General features: G+C 34.2%; 19 protein-coding genes. 7 read left to right on the top strand and 12 right to left on the bottom strand.

What is annotated here, in order from left to right:
* Positions 1–38: 38 nt before the first annotated feature.
* Complete coding sequence (locus ACODSB_RS21575; protein ID WP_235992038.1) at positions 39–362, bottom strand: DUF6660 family protein; 324 nt, start codon at positions 360–362, stop codon at positions 39–41.
* A gap of 278 nt (positions 363–640) precedes the next feature.
* On the opposite strand from ACODSB_RS21575, the gene ACODSB_RS21570 reads away from it, so the two are divergent.
* Positions 641–1762: a hypothetical protein gene (locus tag ACODSB_RS21570; RefSeq protein ID WP_053472253.1), complete on the top strand. Its 1122-nt coding sequence runs from the start codon at positions 641–643 to the stop codon at positions 1760–1762.
* A 9-nt stretch (positions 1763–1771) separates the two neighbouring features.
* Complete coding sequence (locus tag ACODSB_RS21565; RefSeq protein ID WP_488938536.1) at positions 1772–2539, top strand: porin family protein; 768 nt, start codon at positions 1772–1774, stop codon at positions 2537–2539.
* On the opposite strand, the gene ACODSB_RS21560 is transcribed toward ACODSB_RS21565, so the two are convergent.
* From ACODSB_RS21560 to ACODSB_RS21540, 5 genes are all read right to left on the bottom strand, one after another.
* Entirely contained in the window at positions 2540–3124 is a 585-nt protein-coding gene (locus tag ACODSB_RS21560; RefSeq protein ID WP_180857917.1) for a chemotaxis protein CheB, read from the bottom strand.
* Positions 3106–3915 carry a CheR family methyltransferase gene (locus ACODSB_RS21555; RefSeq protein ID WP_053472250.1) on the bottom strand — a complete coding sequence of 270 codons (810 nt, stop codon included), beginning with the start codon at positions 3913–3915 and terminating at the stop codon, positions 3106–3108. Before ACODSB_RS21555 ends, ACODSB_RS21560 begins: the two co-directional genes overlap by 19 nt.
* Before the next feature lie 12 nt (positions 3916–3927).
* A complete protein-coding gene (locus tag ACODSB_RS21550) occupies positions 3928–4293 on the bottom strand; it encodes a response regulator (protein ID WP_488938535.1) in 366 nt (121 codons plus the stop codon).
* Positions 4294–4490: 197 nt separating this feature from the next.
* Positions 4491–8063: a response regulator gene (locus ACODSB_RS21545; protein WP_488938534.1), complete on the bottom strand. Its 3573-nt coding sequence runs from the start codon at positions 8061–8063 to the stop codon at positions 4491–4493.
* Between the two features lie 15 nt (positions 8064–8078).
* Positions 8079–9293, bottom strand: coding sequence for a hybrid sensor histidine kinase/response regulator (locus tag ACODSB_RS21540; RefSeq protein WP_256634556.1), 1215 nt, complete (start codon positions 9291–9293; stop codon positions 8079–8081).
* A gap of 373 nt (positions 9294–9666) precedes the next feature.
* Between ACODSB_RS21540 and ACODSB_RS21535 the strand changes: the two genes are divergently transcribed.
* Both ACODSB_RS21535 and ACODSB_RS21530 read left to right on the top strand, forming a co-directional pair.
* On the top strand, positions 9667–10515 hold the full coding sequence (locus ACODSB_RS21535; protein ID WP_488938533.1) for an SDR family oxidoreductase: 849 nt from the start codon (positions 9667–9669) through the stop codon (positions 10513–10515).
* Between the two features lie 218 nt (positions 10516–10733).
* On the top strand, positions 10734–10994 hold the full coding sequence (locus ACODSB_RS21530) for a SemiSWEET family sugar transporter (RefSeq protein WP_180857929.1): 261 nt from the start codon (positions 10734–10736) through the stop codon (positions 10992–10994).
* Between the two features lie 490 nt (positions 10995–11484).
* Here ACODSB_RS21530 and ACODSB_RS21525 read toward each other — a convergent pair whose 3' ends face one another.
* Together ACODSB_RS21525 and ACODSB_RS21520 are read right to left on the bottom strand one after the other, a co-directional pair.
* Positions 11485–12279, bottom strand: coding sequence for a hypothetical protein (locus tag ACODSB_RS21525; protein WP_053472244.1), 795 nt, complete (start codon positions 12277–12279; stop codon positions 11485–11487).
* A gap of 354 nt (positions 12280–12633) precedes the next feature.
* Positions 12634–12972: a hypothetical protein gene (locus ACODSB_RS21520; protein ID WP_256634554.1), complete on the bottom strand. Its 339-nt coding sequence runs from the start codon at positions 12970–12972 to the stop codon at positions 12634–12636.
* Positions 12973–13196: 224 nt separating this feature from the next.
* On the opposite strand from ACODSB_RS21520, the gene ACODSB_RS21515 reads away from it, so the two are divergent.
* Complete coding sequence (locus ACODSB_RS21515; protein WP_488938532.1) at positions 13197–16403, top strand: PAS domain-containing protein; 3207 nt, start codon at positions 13197–13199, stop codon at positions 16401–16403.
* 58 nt (positions 16404–16461) lie between these two features.
* Here ACODSB_RS21515 and ACODSB_RS21510 read toward each other — a convergent pair whose 3' ends face one another.
* The gene (locus ACODSB_RS21510) at positions 16462–16893 is read right to left on the bottom strand and encodes a response regulator (protein WP_256634552.1); all 432 of its coding nucleotides are present in this window, start codon (positions 16891–16893) and stop codon (positions 16462–16464) included.
* 210 nt (positions 16894–17103) lie between these two features.
* Between ACODSB_RS21510 and ACODSB_RS21505 the strand changes: the two genes are divergently transcribed.
* Positions 17104–17604: a pyridoxamine 5'-phosphate oxidase family protein gene (locus tag ACODSB_RS21505; RefSeq protein WP_488938531.1), complete on the top strand. Its 501-nt coding sequence runs from the start codon at positions 17104–17106 to the stop codon at positions 17602–17604.
* Positions 17605–17722: 118 nt separating this feature from the next.
* Here ACODSB_RS21505 and ACODSB_RS21500 read toward each other — a convergent pair whose 3' ends face one another.
* From ACODSB_RS21500 to ACODSB_RS21490, 3 genes are all read right to left on the bottom strand, one after another.
* Positions 17723–18439, bottom strand: coding sequence for a DUF72 domain-containing protein (locus tag ACODSB_RS21500; RefSeq protein ID WP_488938530.1), 717 nt, complete (start codon positions 18437–18439; stop codon positions 17723–17725).
* Positions 18436–19167, bottom strand: coding sequence for a DNA-formamidopyrimidine glycosylase family protein (locus ACODSB_RS21495; RefSeq protein ID WP_488938529.1), 732 nt, complete (start codon positions 19165–19167; stop codon positions 18436–18438). Before ACODSB_RS21495 ends, ACODSB_RS21500 begins: the two co-directional genes overlap by 4 nt.
* A 77-nt stretch (positions 19168–19244) precedes the next feature.
* On the bottom strand, positions 19245–19817 hold the full coding sequence (locus ACODSB_RS21490) for a YciE/YciF ferroxidase family protein (protein WP_180857949.1): 573 nt from the start codon (positions 19815–19817) through the stop codon (positions 19245–19247).
* Positions 19818–20004: 187 nt separating this feature from the next.
* On the opposite strand from ACODSB_RS21490, the gene ACODSB_RS21485 reads away from it, so the two are divergent.
* Entirely contained in the window at positions 20005–20553 is a 549-nt protein-coding gene (locus ACODSB_RS21485; RefSeq protein WP_180857951.1) for a hypothetical protein, read from the top strand.
* Positions 20554–20900: the final 347 nt, after the last annotated feature.

The following is a 20900-nucleotide window of genomic DNA, read 5'->3' as shown; positions in this document are numbered from 1 at the left end:
AAACCCACAGTTCTCTAACCCGATTTATCGGGATATCATTATGCTATTTGAGGGGGCTGCCAAATACTTCCGTAGAAATTAGAAGTAAATACAGAATTATAACTTGGTAAAGGAATTGAAATTTTTGTGTAAGCTGAAGGGAATTCGAAGTTTACAGCTATCTGGTAACTTAAAACTTGTGCTCCGCAGCAGTTGCAGGCACAAAATGGAGAACATAAATCGTTGTCTTTATCATGCGAATGATTTTCTTCTGATGAAAACCGGGCTGTTTTATGCATAGCGCTGTTTACTTCCATATCTGCACAGGGCATATTTGAAAGTGCCATCAAATAAATTGACATAAGTATTGCTATCCATTTCATTACTGTAAAAATAATATAATATTCTGTTTGTAATTCTATCTGATCTTAAAAAAGTCGTAATAGATTGATTTTTAAGCATATTTATTAAAAAATAGTTCTTCCTAAAAGAAATTTTAGTTAACTTTAACAATAATTAACTCATATTATTACATATAATCACTTTCAATACCTCTATTTTACGCCTGTAAAAACAAAAGATAAAGCCGAAATTCCCTCAGAATACATTAGTACATATTTATTTCAAGCAGTTTTATTTTAATCAACTAATACTCTAATCAATGAAATGTAAAAAACTAATATCAGCCGTTTTTTTATTATTTAGTGTTTCATTTTTCGGTCAGGTTTATACTGAGAAAATCGTAGGACAAAAAAACCAGGAGTTAAAAGACAGTCTTAAAGTTGCCGATTATCCTTATGCCCTTCCTATCTGGGGTGAAAAAGTAGCTCAAAAAGGATACAAACTTCCTTATTCAGCCGGGCTTTCCATAAATTATTTCTGGCAGGATTCTGAAATTATCATCAGTAATCTTCAAGTGGGTTTTAACAACGGACCTATGTATAATTTAGATGAAATTGTACGTTTTGATAAATCTTCTGTCGAAGCGGGAGCACTTACTATTCGTCCGGATATATGGCTGCTGCCTTTTTTAAATATCTATGGTATTTTTGGAAAATCAAATCCTTCAACAAAAATCAATGCGGGAATTTATATACCTGATGCTGATAATAATTGGACTGAAATTGCCAATTTTAGTACAAAAGCCAATTTTAGTGCTACCACATTTGGTTTTGGAATGACACCAACCATAGGAATTGGAGGCGGCTGGCTCGCTCTTGATATGAATATGGCCTGGACAGATGTAAGTGCTTTAGATAAACCTGCTTTTTCGTATGTCTTTGGTCCTCGTTTAGGAAAAACATTTAAACTTCCTAAAGCAGATCAAAATATAGCGGTATGGGTTGGCGGCTTCAGGGTTCATATAGCCGGAAATACAAATGGAAATATTAATTTATCGGATGTAATCGATTTATCTACAGCGCAGGCAAAAGTCGACAATGGACTAACTAAGGTTTCTGAAAACCAGCAAAAGGTCGATACCTGGTGGGGCGGACTAACACCTGCCGAACAAAAAAATCCTGCTAATATTGCTAAACATAATACAGCAAACCGTGCGCTGGAAAGTGCCGGAAATTTTTTGTCAACTTTAGACGGTGCTTTAAGCACTGCCAGTTCTTCATCGGTTCAATATTCGCTTCAAAAAAGACCAAAAGATATGTGGAATTTCATTGTAGGGACTCAATATCAATTTAATAAACATATTATGTTTAGGGTCGAAGCTGGTTTTCTGGGAACTCGTACGCAAGCTTTAGGAGGAATACAATATCGTTTTGGATTATAACCTATTTTTATGAAAAAAGGTTTATTATTACTCGTCACTTTTTTTTGTATCAATCACGCGGAATCTCAGGTTTTGATTTCTCTGATTTTTGGTGATAAACTAAATTCTCCTTTTTTAGAGTTTGGTTTAGAAGGCGGTATCAATCTTTCAGATATTTCTAATATGGAGAGTTCTGGATTGAATCCCGGTTTTAATCTTGGTTTTTATTTTGATATAAAATCAAAGCAAAATCCGGCCTGGATGATTAATACAGGTGTGATTGTAAAATCTCCTATGGGCGCACGGCAGATTCCTCTTTATTCTTTAGAAGATGAAAATCTGGATAATACTTTTGCGGGCGGAACTGTTGATCGTGAGATTCGGTATTTTAATGTGCCTATTTTGATTAAATATCAGTTTAAAAATCGAATTTATCTTAAAACCGGACCTCAGCTTGGGCTTTTGGCTTCGGCTTTTGATCAGTTTAAAAATAAGATTAATGATAATGATGTGGTTTACAAGAAAAAGATTCGGGATGAAATCAGGGTTATTGATGCCGGAATTGCTTTTGGTACAGGATATCACATGAATGTGGGCAATGGTTTAAATATCACGATTCAATATTATTATGGTTTGGTTCCTGTTATGAAAGGTGACGGACCTAATGTATATAACAGGTCTTTGTATTTTACTGCCGGAATACCTATTGGGAAAGGAAAAGCGGCGCAAAAACGTGCTGAAAAAGAAGCGGAACTGAATAAAGTTATTCTTCCTGAGGACGAAGCTCCTAAAAAGTAATTAACTGTTTATGGAGTTGAGTAATGCTAATATTTCTTCGTTGTTTAAAACATAATCCGGTGTTGTAAACAATATCGCATTATTGGGCATAAAGGGCATATCTGCCGATAATGGATTTTGCACTACAATTTTTCCACCGTTTTCCTGAATGGCTTGTAATCCTAATGTTCCATCTGTATTGGATCCTGAAAACAGAATTCCAACCAAAGAACTTCCGAAGATTTCTGCTGCCGATTCAAAAGAAACATCGATACTTGGACGGCTGTAATTGATTTTTTCTGAGGTATCTAATGCGAGTGTATCGTCTTTTTCAAATAATAAATGATAATTAGACGGGGCAATGTATATAAAACCGGGTATAAGAATTGTTTTGTCTTCGATTGGTTTTACTGGAACGCTTGATTTTAAAGTAATTAATTCTTCCAGAGTCTGATCGTCTGTACTTTTGCGATGTACAACAATTACAATCGCATAATTACGCAGTGCTGTTAATTCAGGTAAAATCTGCATTAAAGCATTTAAACTTCCTGCCGATCCTCCTATTATTACTAACCTGCAGTTTGATATTATTTTATTTTCCTCCATATTTTCTCTTTTTCAAACTGTTTGTATTTGCCGGGAGAAATAGAATATTTTATTGTTTCTTTTGTGCCTAAGGCCAGAAAACCTAAAACAGCTAAGCTTTCATCAAATAAATTAATGACTCTTTTTTGAAGGTCACTATCAAAATAAATTAAAACATTACGGCATAATATAATATCAAATTCATTGAATGAAGTGTCTGATACTAAATTGTGCTGTGAATATACCATTTTTTGAGACAGCTCTTCGTTGAATTTTGCAATGCCGTAATTAGCGGTATAATAACTCGAAAAGTCTTCTTGTCCGCCCGCATCACGATAGTTTTGCGAATACTCTTTCATCATTCTGAGCGGAAAAATTCCTTTTTTGGCTGTTTCTAAAACCGTGGCATTAATATCTGTGGCATAAATTAGGGATTTATGCAGTAAACCTGCTTCTTTAAGCATTATAGCCATAGAATAGACTTCTTCGCCTGTAGAACAGCCGGCGTGCCATAACCTAATAAAAGGTTTTGTACCTAATAATGGTAAAATTTCTTTTCTTAAAATGCCGTAAAATGTCGGATCACGAAACATTTCTGTAACATTGACCGTGATCTCGTCGATCATTTGTTTGTAATACTCAGGATCAGAACGAACTTTTGAGAGAAATTCATGAAAATGACCAAATCCGCCTAACTGATATACCCGGTATACACGTCTTTTTAAGGATGCTCTTGAATAACTTCCAAAATCAAAACCGTAGTATTCGTAAACTTCGTTGATAAGTGTTTCTAATTCGATATCTTCAATCATAATTTACCCCATTCAAATTTTGCTTAATACAAGCAGTAACTTATCAACATCTACCGGTTTTGAGATGTAGTCATCTGCTCCGGCCTCTAAACATTTTTCTTTGTCGCCTGTCATAGCTTGCGCAGTAACCGCTACAACAAAAATAGATTTTCTTGACGGAATGGCTTTTATTAACGGAATGGCTTCATATCCATCCATTTCGGGCATCATCATATCCAGCAAAACTGCGTCGATATTTTCATCCGTTTTCAATAATTTTATTGCATCTTCGGCACTGTTGCAAGACAAACAATCATATGACTTAACACGCAAAGTATGTGTTAATGCGAAAATGTTTCTAGGATCGTCATCTACAATTAAAAGTCGTTTTTTACTCATAAACTTTTATATTTTTTTTGCTACAGATTAAAAGGATTAAAAAGATTTTTTTTATAATCTGTGAAAATTCCTTAATCTGTGGCTAAAATATTTTTTACTTATTTTTTAGCCACGAATTTCACAAATTTCACAAATTTTTAAATACTAAATCACCTATCTGATTTGTGTAAATTCGTGAAATTCGTGGCATTTTATTTTTATACTTTATCGTACAGCCAAACTCGCAATAACGATAATAACTGGTCAACATCTACTGGTTTTGTAATATAATCTGATGCTCCGGCTTTTATACATTTTTCCCTGTCGCCTGTCATTGCTTTTGCGGTTACGGCAATTACAGGTAAATTTAAAAACTTAGGATTGGCACGTATTTTCTCGGCTGCTTCGTAACCGTCCATATGCGGCATCATCATATCTAATAAAACGACATCGGTATCTGGATTTTCGCTTAGCACTTTAATGGCATCATTTCCATCAAAAGCCGTAATAATCGTCATTTTAAATACTTCTAAGGCTTTTGTAAGCGAATAAATATTACGAACATCATCATCAACAATCAGTACTTTTTTATCGTGCAGAATGTTGTTTAGTAAATTTAGCTTTTTATGCCCTTCTTTTTTGTCTTTTCCTTCCTTTTTATCTTCTACTAAATGAAGAAAAAGTGAAACCTCATCTAACATTCTTTGGTACGAATGTGCGGTTTTTACAATAATAGAATCAGCGTATTTCTTAATTTTTACTTCTTCTTTTAACGATAAACTTTTTCCTGTAAACACAATTACCGGAAGTTTCTCCAAGCCCGGATTTTTCTTAATGCCATCCAGAATTTGATACGCTTGTTTATCCGGAATTCCCATGTCCAGAATTACACAATCAACTTCTGTTTTATTTAAAGCCTGAATTCCATCTGAAACTTCGCTTTTTATCTCCGAATTGATATTATACGTTTCTAAGAAATAAGATAATGCTTTGGCATGTTTTGGGTTATCTTCAATAATTAAAACCTTTTGCGCTTCTTTATTAATAATATGTTCAATTCTTAAAAACACATCCGGAATTTTATCAAATGCCACCGGTTTATCTAAAAAGTCTACCGCACCTTTTAATAAACTTTCCTGTTTCAATTTATGTGATGACATAATATGAACGGGAATATGTTTGGTTTCGGCATGATTTTTTAATTCTTCCAGTACTTCCCATCCGCTTTTTACCGGAAGTTCAATATCTAATAAAACACCAACAGGTTTATACAGTAAAGTAAAGTTTAAGGCATGATCGCCTCTTACAGCAACAATTCCTTTATAACCTTTGTTTCGTGAAAAAGCCAAAAGTGATTTTGCAAAATGAATATCATCTTCAACAATTAAAATTACTTTATCTCCTTCTCTTATTTCGTTTCTGTCGTCGTCTATTTCGTCTGGAATAGTTGAGCTGATATATTTTTTTGCAGGCGTTCCTGCTTCGTTTTCAGGTTCCAGTTCTACAAACGCTGTTGGCGGTATTTTCTCCACATTTGTTTTGTAAGGAACAGAACCATAAACCGGAAGACATAATGTAAAGGTACTTCCTTCATTAACTCTACTATGAAGGATAATTTCTCCTTTAAGCAATTTTGCCAATTCCCTGCTGATTGATAATCCTAAACCGGTTCCGCCGTATTTACGTTTTGTTGAACCATCGGCTTGTTGGAAGGCTTCAAAAACAAGCGGCTGTTTTTCTAACGGAATTCCTATTCCGGTATCTTTTACAATAAAGCAGATAATTTTGTCATCGTCTGTATTTATCTTGATTTCGAGTGTTACTTTTCCTTTTTCTGTAAATTTAATAGCGTTCGAAATCAGGTTTTTTAGAATTTGTTCTAAACGCATTTTGTCTGTTTTGATAACAATTGGCGCTTCTTTCGAAATAATTTCAAATTCAATTCCTTTTTCTTTAGCTACAAGATTAAAGAGATTCCAAAGTGTGTCTGTGATTTCTTTGGTTGAAATATCTAAAAATTCCAATTCCATTTTACCGGCTTCGATTTTAGATAAATCAAGAATTTCATCAATTAAGCCTAATAAACTGTTTCCAGAACTCTGAATAACTTTAGCAAACTCAATTTCTTCATTGTTCATGCTTTTGTTATTGTTCTCTGATAATAAACGGCTTAAAAGCAAAATTGAATTAAGAGGCGTTCTTAATTCGTGCGACATATTAGCCAAAAACTCTGATTTGTAACGTGTTGTTAATTCTAAAGCTTCTGATTTCTTTTGAATTTCATTGTTTTTTTCTTCCAATAAAACACTTCTTTCAGAAAGTTCTTCGTTGGTTTGTTCCAATTCTTCTTGCTGTACACGCAATTCTTCTTCAGAAGCCTGCAGTTTTTCAGTCTGTGCTTCTAATTCGGCATTAATCGCTTCCAGTTCGCTGTGCTGTGTCTGAAGTTCTTCTGACTGCGATTTTGTTTCTTCCAGCAGTTCTAATACTCTTTTTCTGTTTTGAGTTGATTTTAAGGCAATTCCAATGTTATTGGCAACTGTTCGTAAAAACTCTAAATGCAACTCCGAAAAACCGTAAATACTCGCTAATTCAACCGCACCTTCAATTTTGTTATCCTGCAGCGGAACCGCCACAATATGCGTAGGTTTTACTTGTCCTAAAGCATAATTAATTTGAATATCATCTGCAGATAATGTTTTTAATTCTAATATTTTTCCTGATGAAATGGCCTGACCTATCAAACCTTCGCCTTTTCGAATGCGTTCGCGGTTTTTACTCGGTATATAGCTATATCCACCAGAAGATACTAATTCGTTTTCTTCAATAATATATAAAACTCCAGCGCTGCTATTCGTATATTGGCATAAAAACTCGATAACATCTTTAGAGAGTTTCTGGATTGATTTTTCGCCCAGCATCGCATTATTCAACTCTGCAACTCCGGTTTGAAGCCATTCTTTTTGAGAAAGAAGTTCAAATGAGTTTTTAAGGGAAACTCCCATTGTGTTCAACGATTCTCCTACGCTTCCCAGTGCATCTGCTTTTGTATCGTCTACACGAATATCGTAGTTTCCTTTTGAAATATTGGTTGCAATGTTACTGATTGCTTCAATTCTTTGAGCTGTTTCAATATCCTTTTTCTCCAGTTCTTTTTGTAATGCTGAACGTTCGTTGTAATCTTTTAGGATTCTGATCAGGAAGACAATCGAAATAATAAAAGCGATGAAAAAGGCGACTATAATTAAAATCAAACTATAGTTACCATAACGCTCAGAATTTGAATTTCGTTCTTCCAGAAGCTTTTGTTCTGTGTTTTCTATTTTTTTGATAACCGCTCGTATGTCGTTCATCATTATCCTGCCTTCATTTAAGTCAAAGACAAGAGTTTCCTTGTTTAAACGCTTTTTTACGATTTGATTATTCAGGTATTTAAAGAACCCCGAACGTTTAGAGGCTAAGTCGGTTAACAGTTTTTGCTGTGGAGGATTATCTGCTGTAAGCTCTTCCAGCTTTTCAAAATAAGCATTTGATTTGGATTCAGATTCATTAAACCGGTCTACAAACTGTTCGTCACCGGTTAATAAATAACCGCGCATACTCGTTTGGGCTTCTGTAATAATGGCCGAACCTTCGTTTAAGTTGTAAATAACATCCTGGGTATGATTTACCCAGAAATTACTGTTTAACAAACTTTTGATGCTTATAAAGGAAGCAACAGAACTAATTGTTAACACTAATAATGAAACTAATGAACTGATTAGCAGATTTCTTTTAAAGTTACCATTCATGGTTTAAAGTGTATTTTATTCGTATTTTAGGGGAAGAACTATAATAAAGCTGGCGCCTTTGCCTACTTCACTTTTTGCCGTTATTAATCCGTTGTGTTTTTCTATAATTTTTTTTGCGATTGCCAGACCAATTCCGGTTCCTTCATAAGTCTGTCGGTCGTTTAAACTCTGGAAAATAATGAAAATTCGGTCCAGATAAATTTCATCAAAACCAATTCCGTTATCTTTTACCACAATTCTGCAATACTTTCCTTCTGGCGCAGTTGGGCTGTCAAACGATTTATCGGCAATTAATTCGGCCGTAATTTCAATTAATGGAGGTTCATCACCACCTGAGAATTTAAGGGCGTTTCCAATTAAATTTTGAAATACCTGCCTTAACTGGCTCGGAATACTGTCTATTGTGGGGAGTTCTGTAGCTTTTACAGTCGCATTTTTTCTTTCAATCAAATAATCAAAATCCGAAAGAACTTCCTGTAAAACCACATTAAGATCTGTAACTTCCGGTTTAACCTGTGCTGATAATCTGGAATAGGCAAGAAGATCTGTGATAAGGGTCTGCATTCTTTCGGCAGATTTTATGGTTCTGTCTACATAATCAATTCCTTTTTCATCTTCTTTTAAGTAAAGTTCCTTGATTATTTTAATAAAAATCTGGATTTTCCTTATAGGTTCATTTAAATCATGCGATACTACCCAGGCAAACTGCTGTAATTCGTGATTTTTCATCTCTAATTCTTCGTTTTTCAAAACCAGTTCTTTGGTTCTTTCCGCAATTTTGATTTCGAGATTATCCTGCGCTTCTTTTCTAATTTTGATTTCTTTAGAAAGAAGGTCTTTTATACCTTTTAGCTCATTTTGCTGTTCATAAATTTTGATGAAAGTTTTTACCTTCAGCATCAATAAATCCGTATCAACAGGTTTTGTAATGTATTCTACCGCGCCGCTTTCATATCCTTTAAAGATGTATTTTTTTTCGATGTTTAATGCCGAAAGAAAAATTACGGGAATGTCTTTGGTTCGTTTATTTCCAGAAAGAATTTTTACTACTTCGAAGCCGTCAAGTCCGGGCATCTGTACGTCCATAATAATAAGACAGTAGTTTGTTTTTAAGATTTTCTTTAAGGCTTCTTCACCAGATTCGGCAGTATCTACGTCGATATTGTGCAGTTCTAATGTTTTCTTTAAGGCAATAATATTTGCCTTGATATCATCAACAATTAATACCATGCTGTTATGGGGAATAAAGCGTTACTAGTTAAAAAATATTGAATCATTGGTTTGAAAAGGTTCTTATTTAAAATATCTGATCCTATTTTAAATATGGTTAGTCAAAACTTTCAAATTTAGAAAAAAAACAAGCATTCAGTTTTACATCGGTATTTAATTCGTTACATAATTCCCATGTTTTTATTCCTAATTAAATTGAATTTATGAAAGTCAGCTTATTAAAAATTTACCCATTTGAAAAAAATTAAAACAATTATAGCTTTTTTCTTTCTTTTTTAATTTATAGAGGTAATCAAAATTTTATTAGAGCCCTGTTTTGATTGGTCAATCTGCTAATTTTAATCAATAGAATTTGTTTTTAAAAGTACATGTTATGAAAAAGCCTAAAACATTTCCGGAGCAAAAACAAGAGCTTCCCGGAAACGAACATAAAATGAATCCCGAACCGGAAATTATAAGAGAGAACTACACGGGAAGCGGAAAACTTCTTGGTAAAACTGCTTTTATAACCGGCGGTGACAGCGGAATTGGCCGAAGCGCTGCCGTACATTTTGCACGTGAAGGTGCCAATATTGCCATTGTTTATTTAAAAGAAGATAAAGATGCGCAGGAAACAAAAGCAATGGTTGAAAAAGAAGGTCAGCAATGTCTGCTGATAAGCGGTGACTTAAAGGATGAGAAATTCTGTAAAGAAGCTATTAAAAAGTGCATTACAACTTTTAAAACCATAAATGTTTTAGTGAACAATGCGGCTATTCAATTTCCTCAAAATGAACTGGAAAAAATTACCGCTGCGCAATTGCATAAAACATTTGAAACTAATATTTATCCGTATTTCTATATTACAAAAGCGGCACTTCCGTATTTAAAAGAAGGCGATACAATTATCAATACAAGTTCTGTAACTGCATATCGCGGCAGCGAACATTTAGTTGACTATTCGAGTACAAAAGGTGCTATTGTAAGTTTTACAAGATCATTGTCGACCATGCTTGCCAAAAGAAAAATCAGGGTAAACGGCGTTGCGCCAGGGCCAATATGGACGCCTTTGATCGTGGCAAGTTTTGACAAACTTTCAGATTTTGGAAAAGACAACCCAATGGAAAGAGCCGGACAGCCCTCTGAAGTGGGACCTGCGTATGTTTTTCTGGCCTGTGAAGACAGCAGTTATATCACCGGCCAGTTTATTCATATTAATGGCGGAGAATTAGTTGGTGGATGATAAGATTGCCCACAGATTTTACGGATTGAACAGGTTTACGCTGGTTATTTGTCATTTCGAGGAACGAGAAATCACACATGAGAGTCCGCAAAGTAAGGCTCTTCATCATTACTTCGCAGTATAACAAAAAAACAAATCTGTGTAAACCCGTTTAATCCGCAAACCCGTGGGCAAAAACTTAGAATCTTAGCCTCTCAGCACCTTAGAAACTTAAAAAAATGAACTACATAGACATCATAGGATTATTTGCCGGAGCCTGCATTACACTCTCCACAATTCCGCAGATTTTAAAGGTTTGGAAAACCAAGAAAGTAAAAGATATTTCCCTTAAAACCTTCAGCATTCTTACTTTCGGAATCGCAGTTTGGATTATTTACGGAATTCTAAAAAAGGATCTTCCCATAATAATCACAAACAGTGTTTCCTTATGCCTGAATCTCGTTATGGTATATTTTATTATTTATTATGAGAAAGAGTAGCTTTTGAGATGCTATGTTTTTTTGCCCACGGATTTTACTGATTTGAGCGGGTTTGCGCAGATTTAATTTAATTTGGTTTGTGTTGAGTTTGAATCTCGCAAAGTCGCAGAGGCGCAAAGTTTTAAAATTAATAGCGTACAGCTTTAGCTTGATGGAAAAGATAATTAACGCATAAAGGGCTTTAGCCAAACTATTACGGTTTGGCTAAAGCCTTTTCAAATATTCTTAGACCTCCAGCTAAAGCTGGAGGCAATTTGAAAAACCTTTTTAATCTTTATAATCTGTGGCAAAATAAAAACTTTGCGACTTTGCGACTTTGCGAGATTCAAACTCAACACAAATCCAAGTTTAAACCTGCGTGAAAAAACAAAACCTGCGCAAACCCGCTCAAATAAGTAAAACCCGTGGGCAAAAAAATCTAAAAATAAAAAAAACAGCTTCTTTAGGAAAAGCTGTTTTTTTCGTAATAGTAGTTAATATATAATGCTTGTTAGCTAGCTAATTTTTGATTGTATGGTTTAAATGAAAAATGATATTTTGCTCTAAGATGTCTTGCTGCAGCCAGCATTTCAGAAAAATTCATGGTTGAAATTCGTTTGATTTCATTAATCGGTTTCATTGCCAGATTAACAACAGGATCAAATGTGCTCAGGTAATTAAAACTGTGCTGCTCTACCTCTATTTCAACAATATTTTTTAGAATACTTTTTTTAAGCAGCGTTCCCACAAGTCCTTTTTGCGGCACTGTTTCGTATTCTTTTATTCTTTTTGAGATTCTTGAATTTTCTTTTCCTATGTAAATATAATTTCCAGAATCGTTTGTAAAATGCTGTTTAACCTGATTAGTCAATTCTACATTTTTGTTTTCAATTGTTGGCATTCCAAGTAATGTAAACTGAATACGTTTATGGCTTTCAAAATACAATACACTATTGATAACCGAAGAATTGCTTAAAACAGCCGATTGCTTTTTGCTTAAAACTTTCTTTTCTCCATTTGCGCCAAAACTATGACTTACGTTTCCGTTTTCGCAGTAAACAAAAAAGACAGGTGCGCTTTTAAAAGATTCGATACTCAAACTAACTTCTTCATTAAATTCAAGATCAAAATGCATAAACAGGACTTTATCATCAAATCTATTTCCTTTAATAGAGCCTTTTGTCCATTTTGATTTAATATCTAAATTATATTCATTGTTATTCGCTGTAAGCTGACCATTAAAACTATCTTTTAAGTCGTTAAAAACAGCATCAAATCCTCCGGTATTTATGTAAAGTTTTTTCATTTGCTTTGGTTTAAGAAAAGTAGTTTGTATCTATTTACGTACAAAAATAACTTTTGGTTTTTTACTCATTTTCTATAATCCAAATTTCGTACTTCTTGCAAATCAAATCCTTATACAATTTCAATCAGAAATTTCATAATTTTTAGCTGCGCAGCAACAAAGGTTCAAAGTGACAGAGAAACAAAGGTTTCCCTCTCAATACTTTAGAAAAGACGCACTGCAGTGCGTCTCTACAAAACCTTTGTCCCTTTGAGCCTCTGCACCTTTGAACCTTAAAAAAGAAAAAACAGCTGCTCCAGAATAAATCTGGAACAACTGCTCCTCAGCAAAATAAAAATACTTATCTATTTTATTTTATGTAAGTTCACTTATGTCTGCGTTTTTTGAATAATTTTTCTTCGGAATATCTTTAAAAAATTCGGCTTCTTCTAAATCTGCTGTTGGGCCGTATCCTAATAAATGAGTCCCTTTTTCCTGGTCTTTTGTTTCAATAATATATAAAATTGACATATCATCCGGATCGCTCATTCCTTCATAACGATGGTGCGCTACAATATATATTTCATCTGGCTTGTAAGCATATTTAGTTTCTGAATCGATTAAACAGCCATTGTCGAATAAATAATTCTTTGTATAGCCTTCATCCTGATATTTCTTTATATAGTCGGTTTCGTGTTTTTGTTCTCTTTTCATGATTTTGTAATTTAAGATTAGTTGATAATCTTTGTTAATTCAAATTTCATCATTAAAATCAATGAAAATTAACTCTATTAATTTTAATGTTAGCTCATTCAAAAAACGGAAAACAAATCAAAATTTATTTTTATAATTTTAGGTTTTAATCTGAAAAACTTTAGAAAACACTATATTAATTACACAAAATTTATTGTTTGAATCAAAACAAAAACAAATTTTTAATGAACAATACAAACCAAGATTTCATGGCAAAAGGAGGCGAAATGGGTGCATTAACCCGTGCCAAAGACTGGAGCAAAACTCCTGTTGGTGCTGTCGACACATGGCCGCAGAGTCTTCGTACTACTTTAGGAATTCTGCTGAACTCAAAATTCCCCATGTTTTTGTTTTGGGGACCGGAACATATTTGTTTTTATAATGATGCCTATCGTCCAAGTCTTGGAAACGATGGAAAGCATCCCGCTATATTAGGTCAAAAAGGTGCTGAATACTGGCCGGAAATCTGGGATTTTATTGGTCCGCTGATTGATCAGGTTTTAACAGAAGGCGAAGCAACATGGCATGAAGATTTATTACTGCCTATTTACCGAAACGGAAAAATGGAAGATGTTTACTGGACTTTCAGCTACAGTCCGGTTACAAATGATGATGGTAAAATTGACGGCGTTTTGGTAATCTGCAATGAAACTACAGATAAGGTAAACATTCACAAAAATTTAGAAGAAAGCAATAAACGCTACAGAAACAATATTCTTCAGGCACCAAATGCAATGTGCATTTTTAGAGGAAAAGATTATGTTGTTGAAATTGCAAATGAGCCTATGCTGGAATTTTGGGAACGTAAAGAAAACGAAGTTCTCAACAAGCCTATTTTTGAATCAATTCCTGAAGCTGCCGGACAGGGTTTAGAAGATATTCTTTTGAATGTTTATAATACCGGTGAAAGATTTACAGCTAATGAACTTCCGGTAAAACTAACCAGAAACGGCAAAATTGTAGATACTTTTGTAAATGTTGTTTACGAAGCTTTAAAAGAACCCGACGGATCGATCTCTGGAATTGTTGCAATTGCAAACGATGTTACGCTTCAGGTTACAGCACGCAATACAATTGAAGAAAGTGAAAAAAGATTTAAGAATATTGTGAGACAAGTTCCGCTTGGAATCGCCATTCTGAAAGGCAAGGATTTACTGGTCGAAATGGCTAATGAAACATACTTGCAAATAGTAGATAAAACCGAAGAACAAACGCTTAATAAATCGGCATTTGAATATCTGCCGGAAGCTAAAGAAACGGTTCAGCCTTTGCTTTTGCAGGTTTATGAAACCGGAATCCCCTATTTTTCAAATGAATTACTGGTTCCTTTAAACCGATACGGAAAACAGGAAGATTGTTATTTCAATTTGGTTTTTCATCCTTTAAGAGAAGAAAACAATGCTATAACAGGCGTTATTGTTGTAGGTTATGAAGTTACAGAATCAATAAAAGCACGTTATTATCTGGCTGAAAGTGAAAAAGCATTTAGGAACCTTGTAATGCAGTCGCCTATTGCAATGACTATTTTTAAGGGAAAAGACCATATTATTGAGATGGCCAATAGAACCCTGCATAATGATATTTGGCAGAAAGATCCAAGTGAAACTATTGGTAAACCTTTATTAGAGGTGTTTCCTGAGCTCTTAGATCAAAAATATCCTCAATTACTTGACGAAGTACTATACAATGGAAAAACGATTCGTGAAAACGAATCTATTGCATATATTGATATTAAAGGCAAATTAGAGAAGTTTTATCTGGATTATCAATATACTCCTTTGTATGAAAAAAATGGAGAGATATCATCGATTATGGTTACCGTAAACGATGTTACAGAGAAAGTAGAAGCCAGGAAAAAGGTAGAAGATGCCGAAGAAAGAGCACGTTTAGCATCTGAAATTGCCGAAATCGTAACCTGGGATTTAAATATTCCAACGCAGGAATTGATTTATTCTGATAACCTGCCGGAGTTGTTTGGTCTTCCAAAAAACTTAAAGATATCACGACCGCAAGTGCTCTCCCGAATTCTTCCGGAAGATTTTGATAACATTCAAAAAGCTTACGAAATTGCTTTGCAAACCAATATTTACAAATACGAAGCACGGGTTTTAAAACCAGATGACAGTATTGCCTGGATTCGCGTTCACGGCAAGATCTTTTTTGACGAATTAAAAAATCCTACTAAAATGCTGGGCACTGTAATGGACATTACGGAGGAAAAGAACAGACAGGAAATTTTAATGAAAAGTGAAAAAAAATTCCGTGTTCTTGCAGATTCTATGCCGCAGTTTGTGTGGACAAGTGACACAATGGGAAATCTGGATTATTTCAATCAGTCGCTTTATGATTTTTGCGGGATCACAAAAGCCGATGTCGATCAAAACGGATGGCTGCAGGTGATACATCCTGATGATCGTGAAGAAAATATCAACATCTGGATGCAGTCTATAAAAACGGGAGAAGAATTTTTGTTTGAACATCGTTTTCGCCGTCATGATGGTATATACCGCTGGCAGTTTAGCCGCGCCATTCCGCAGAGAGATCCTGAAGGAAAGATTCAAATGTGGGTTGGTACCAGTTCTGATATTCAGGATCAAAAGGATTTTACAAATCAGCTTGAAAAGCAGGTTCACGATCGAACTGAAGAGCTGGAACTTAAAAACCGTGATCTGATTAACATGAATATTGAACTCCAGTCTTTTGCTTATATTTCAAGTCATGACTTACAGGAACCGCTTCGGAAAATCCAGACTTTTGCGAGTCGTTTAGCAGAGTTGGATGATCAGAATATTTCGGCGAAAGCCAAAACATATTTAGAACGAATTGAGGTTTCGGCTAAAAGGATGCAGACATTAATTCAGGACCTTCTCACCTATTCCAGAACCAATTCTGCCGAAAGAATTTTTGTAAAAACTAATTTAGATGAAATCGTTGAAGAGGTTTTAATGGATTTTTCGGAACTTATAGAAGAAAAAAATGCTGTTATTGATCATCATCCTTTGGGAGACGGAACTGTTATGCCTTTTCAGTTTCGACAGCTGCTGCATAATTTAATTGGAAACGCACTTAAATTCTCCCGAAAAGATATTCCGCCGCATATTGAAATTAAAGCACGCAGAGTTCCTGGAAGTCAACTAATTTTTAAAGTTAATTATCCTGAAAAAACATATTTCTGCCTGCGAATAAAAGATAACGGAATTGGTTTTGATAATGAATACAATGAACGAATTTTTGAAGTTTTCCAGCGATTAAATACTGAAAGCGAATTCTCCGGAACCGGAATTGGTCTGGCAATTGTAAAAAAAATTGTCGAAAACCATAAAGGAATTATAAAAGCAAAAAGCGAAAAAGGTCAAGGTGCAACTTTTAAAATTTTCCTGCCCGAGCTATAAAAAAACGCCAAACTCATTTAGTTATAAGTTTGGCGTTTTTTTTATGTTTTAAGTTTAACTACAATTTATACACAAAAGTCTTTTTGTCCGGAACAAATTCTTTCCAGTTTATGGTAAGCGAATGTTCTATCGATTTTATGATATCTTTCATTAAAACCGGTTTTGTAATAAAATAATTTGCGCCCAGATTAAGACATTTTTCAATAATACCAGGTTCATTTGATGTTGAAAAGATAATCACCGGAATATCACTTTTTTCTTTAGAACCTTTCAGCTCGTTTAATACATCAAAACCGTTTTTCCCCGGCATATTCAAATCTAAGAAAATGACAGTGGGAGTTGGCGGCGGATTATAAACGGCATTTAAGAGCTTTTCTCCACCTGAGTAAGTCTGGAGGTTAATTTCTTGTGATAATGACTCTACAGCGTCTGTAAATATGCTTAAATCGTCTTCATCATCATCAGTGTAGAATATCGTCCATTCTTTCATATGTAATTTTGGGTAAATCTGTTTGTCCAAAGATAGTTAAAATTGGCGAAATAAAACAATTTGTTTAGAAATTCTCACAAAATCGGTTAATTGAAATATAATAATTTAAAAATATAATTCTGTAAGCCATTCCATGGCAAAAATCTCAATTTTGTTATACAGCGTTTTAACGCTTTGAATCAAAATATTAAATATAAAAATTATAGAGCCATGGGAGATCATAAAGACCTTACAGAAAATTTAGCTGCTGATAAAATCAAAGAATTAGCAGAAAACATAAAAACGTGCATGTTTTGCACTTACGACAGCTACAGACTGCAGTCACGACCAATGTCTGTTCAAAAAGTAGATGATTTGGGACGTCTTTGGTTTTTGTCTGACCGAAACAGTACTCATAATGCAGAGATTACCCTGAACCCGCAAGTTGAGTTATTCTTTTCTGAACCACACGATAAATTCCTGACTATTCACGGAACGGCAACTATTTCGTACGACAGGGAAACAATCAAAGAATTATACGACCCAATTGTAAAAGTATGGATGCCGGGCGGTGAAGATGATCCCAATTTAAGCGTGATTACCGTAACGCCGGAAGATGGTTATTACTGGAACAACAAAAACGGTAAGATTGTAGCTATTGCAAAAATGACCGCTGCTTTTGTTACCGGGAAAGTTATGGATGACGGTATTGAAGGGAATTTAAAATTGTAGTTTTTTAAATCGGAAAGATTTTAACCGCAAAGTCCGCAAAGGTTTACGCAAGGTTCGCTAAGATTAATTTCTTTGCGTGCTTTGCGTTTTTTCTTTGCGGACTTTGCGGTTAAATCAATTAAACATTCATAATCCTCTTCATCTCTAAAGCATTCAAAATCCCTGCTTCGCTTGCTGTATTATTAAAATATATAAATCCTGATTTTAAATTAGTTGTGGTTTTCATCTGAAGTAATTCTTCAACTGAATAACTGGAGTAAAACATATTAGGAACTCCGTGTAACCGAATGTAAACCAGCGGAAAATCTTTAAAAATAGTCTGTGGTAATTGCGGGTGACTTACACTGCAAAATGTGATATTATTTTCCATAAAAGCATTCCAAACCTCTTGATTCCACCAGGTTTTATGGCGAAATTCAATTACGTTTTTGAATTTTAAATCCAGATTGCTGATAATTTGTTTTAATCTTTCTGAAGTAAAATAATAACTCGGCGGAAACTGAAAAAGCACACAAGCCAGCTTTTCTTTTAAACCATTTTCGCAGACATTATAAAATTCTGAAATCAGGTTTTCACAATCTGAAAATTGTTTGATATGAGTAATTTCTTTGGGTGCTTTTACCGAAAAAAGAAAATTTTCCGGTGCTTTATTGTACCAGTTCGTAAGGATTCTAAGCGTTGGAAACTTATAAAAGCTTCCGTTGAACTCATACGTGCTAAAGTACTGGGAATAAAACTCAAACCATTTCGAGTATGTCAGATTGTCAGGGTAGAAAATTCCCTTCCAATAGCGATTATTGTAACTTGAACATCCTATTAAAATTTCGTTTTTCATTTGTGAAGCTGTTGGCAGTTATTGCAATAAAAACTTCGACGGTTTTTCTTCCCTGTCGGATCTTTTATGATGGGCAAATTGCATCTTTTACATTCTTTTTGCGAATAAGCAAGCCAATGTTTTTTGAGTTCAAATTTCTTTTTCCAATACAAAAATTCAAAACTGTAAATCGAACATTCGGCTATAAGTTCATCTAATTTTTCCGGCGGAATTTTTCCAACCAAAGATTCAGGATGAATAAAACATCGGTACAAAACTTCATTTTTAATAATATTCCCTACTCCCGAAAATATATTTTGATCTAAAACAGCATCGCAAATCATTTCATTTGGGATTTTATCAAGACTTCGTTTTGCTTTTTTTGCGTCCCAATTTTCATTTAAAACATCTGCGCTCCAATCATAATATTGATTTATCTGTCCTTCTAAAATCTTTACTGAACAGGTATAAAAGTTGATTTCTCCGCTCGAAAACCCTAAATGCAACCTTGGTGCAGTATCCTTTTTTTCGTTGATTCTGTAGGTTCCAAACATCATTAAATGGATTTTAACGGTAAAATCTTCAAAACAAATCAGGAAATGTTTTCCCCAGGTTTTAAAAGATAATAGCGTTTTATCCCTTAAACGCTCCAGATCGATACTGGCGTTTCCAGAAACTTCAATTACTTTTTTTCCTGCAAATTGGTGTACTTCTTCTTTTAGAATCAATATTGACGGACCTTCGGGCATAACTTTAGCTTTAAATTTTTAATGAAAAAAAAGTGCAGTTTTTTAGAAACTGCACTTTTTATATACTATTTTAAACCTTATTCTGCTTCTGCAGCTTCAAGATTTACAGCATTTACAGCAACTTCTGTAAGCAGTTTATCAGCTCCTTTTTCTTCATCAAGTGTTTGCTCTAATAAAGCTGCGGCTTCTTCATAACCCAGTGTTTCGGCAAACTGTCTTAAAGTTCCGTAAGTGGCAATTTCATAATGTTCGATTTTTTGACTGGCAGCAATAATTCCGGCATCGCGAACCACACCAATTTCTGTTTCTTCAAGAATTCCTTTTCCTTCTTCGATTAAACCTTCCATTGCATCGCATTTTTTAGCAGTAGCTTTTTTACCAATTAGTTCAAAAACTTTTTCTAAACGCGTTACGTGTTCTTCTGTTTCGGTTAAATGGTTATTAATAGCGTCGATTAATTCTGCTGAAGTAGCATTTTTAGCCATTGTTGGCAATGCTTTGGTTAATGCTTTTTCTGCCCAGTAAATATCTTTTAAACTATCTTCAAATAATTCTGATAATCCTGCCGCAGCATTCGATTTTGGTTTTGTTACTCCTCTTTTTACTGTTTCTTTTGTTCCAGTACTTTTCTTATCATCCGTAGTTTTCATGGTAATAATTTTTATGATTAATAGTTTGATAAAATTACTTTCTTGATTACCAGTAAGGTTATATGATTCTTTAATTAAATTTCATTCTAAACATCTGTTAATTATGCAATTAGATTTAGTAATTCTATAAGAAAATCTTTATGATTGAGAATTAGATTTGTATATATAACTATTTAAAATTAACATCATGAACACTACAGATAATAGAAATGGTACTTTTCCGAAAGATCCGGGAAGTCCAGATTCAGATAGAAATACGGTTATGAATGAGGAACTTTATGATTTAAATACGAAAGAAACTCAAAACAGCCGCTCAGAAGATGCAGAACGTGGTTATACGGTTCGAAATGGCCATAACCCTAACAAACCTAATCCTGATGAGAGATCGGGCGTTTACGACGACGATTTGGATGATTTAGATGATGATTTCCATAAAGACAGAGATCTTGAAGACAACAATGATGATATTTATGAAGTTGTTTTAGAAGATGAAGATGATTTTGATGAGGAAGATGAGGATGAGTATATCGAAGAAGACTTAGATGAACAAGAACTTGATAAGGTCGAAAACGATGAATTTGATAATCCTGCTGATACTTTTGAAAACAACTTTAATGAAACCGAAGAGGATTTAGAGGACATTGACGACGATGAGGAAGAAGAAGACAGCGAATACATCGAAGACGATGTTCAGGAAGACGATGATTATACAGAAGAAGATAAAAGAAGATTGTAATTTTTTGGAAGATTGAAAGAAAAAAGAGCTGTTTCAAAGTCGAAACAGCTCTTTTTGTATAATTATTTTATTTGTTTTTAATGAAAATCATTTATTATTCCGTCCAGTTATCATTCCGTTAGGAATGTCTCATTGGTAGAAAAAACATGAATTGAGTAGCATTTATGTTCCGTAGGAACATTTGAAATGTTAGATTATAAAAAAACGATGTCAAAATCAAACGTTCCTACGGAACGTAAATTATGATAACAATATTAATTTTTCTACCAACGAGATGTTCCTACGGAACAAAAAATATATAAAAACAAAAATTGTTGCTTTTTGATATCCAGCTATCATTCCGTTAG

It is taken from the genome of Flavobacterium sp. FG68 (assembly GCF_057808895.1).
Note: the sequence above shows the minus strand (reverse complement) of the source record. Positions and strands in the feature narration are given on the sequence as shown.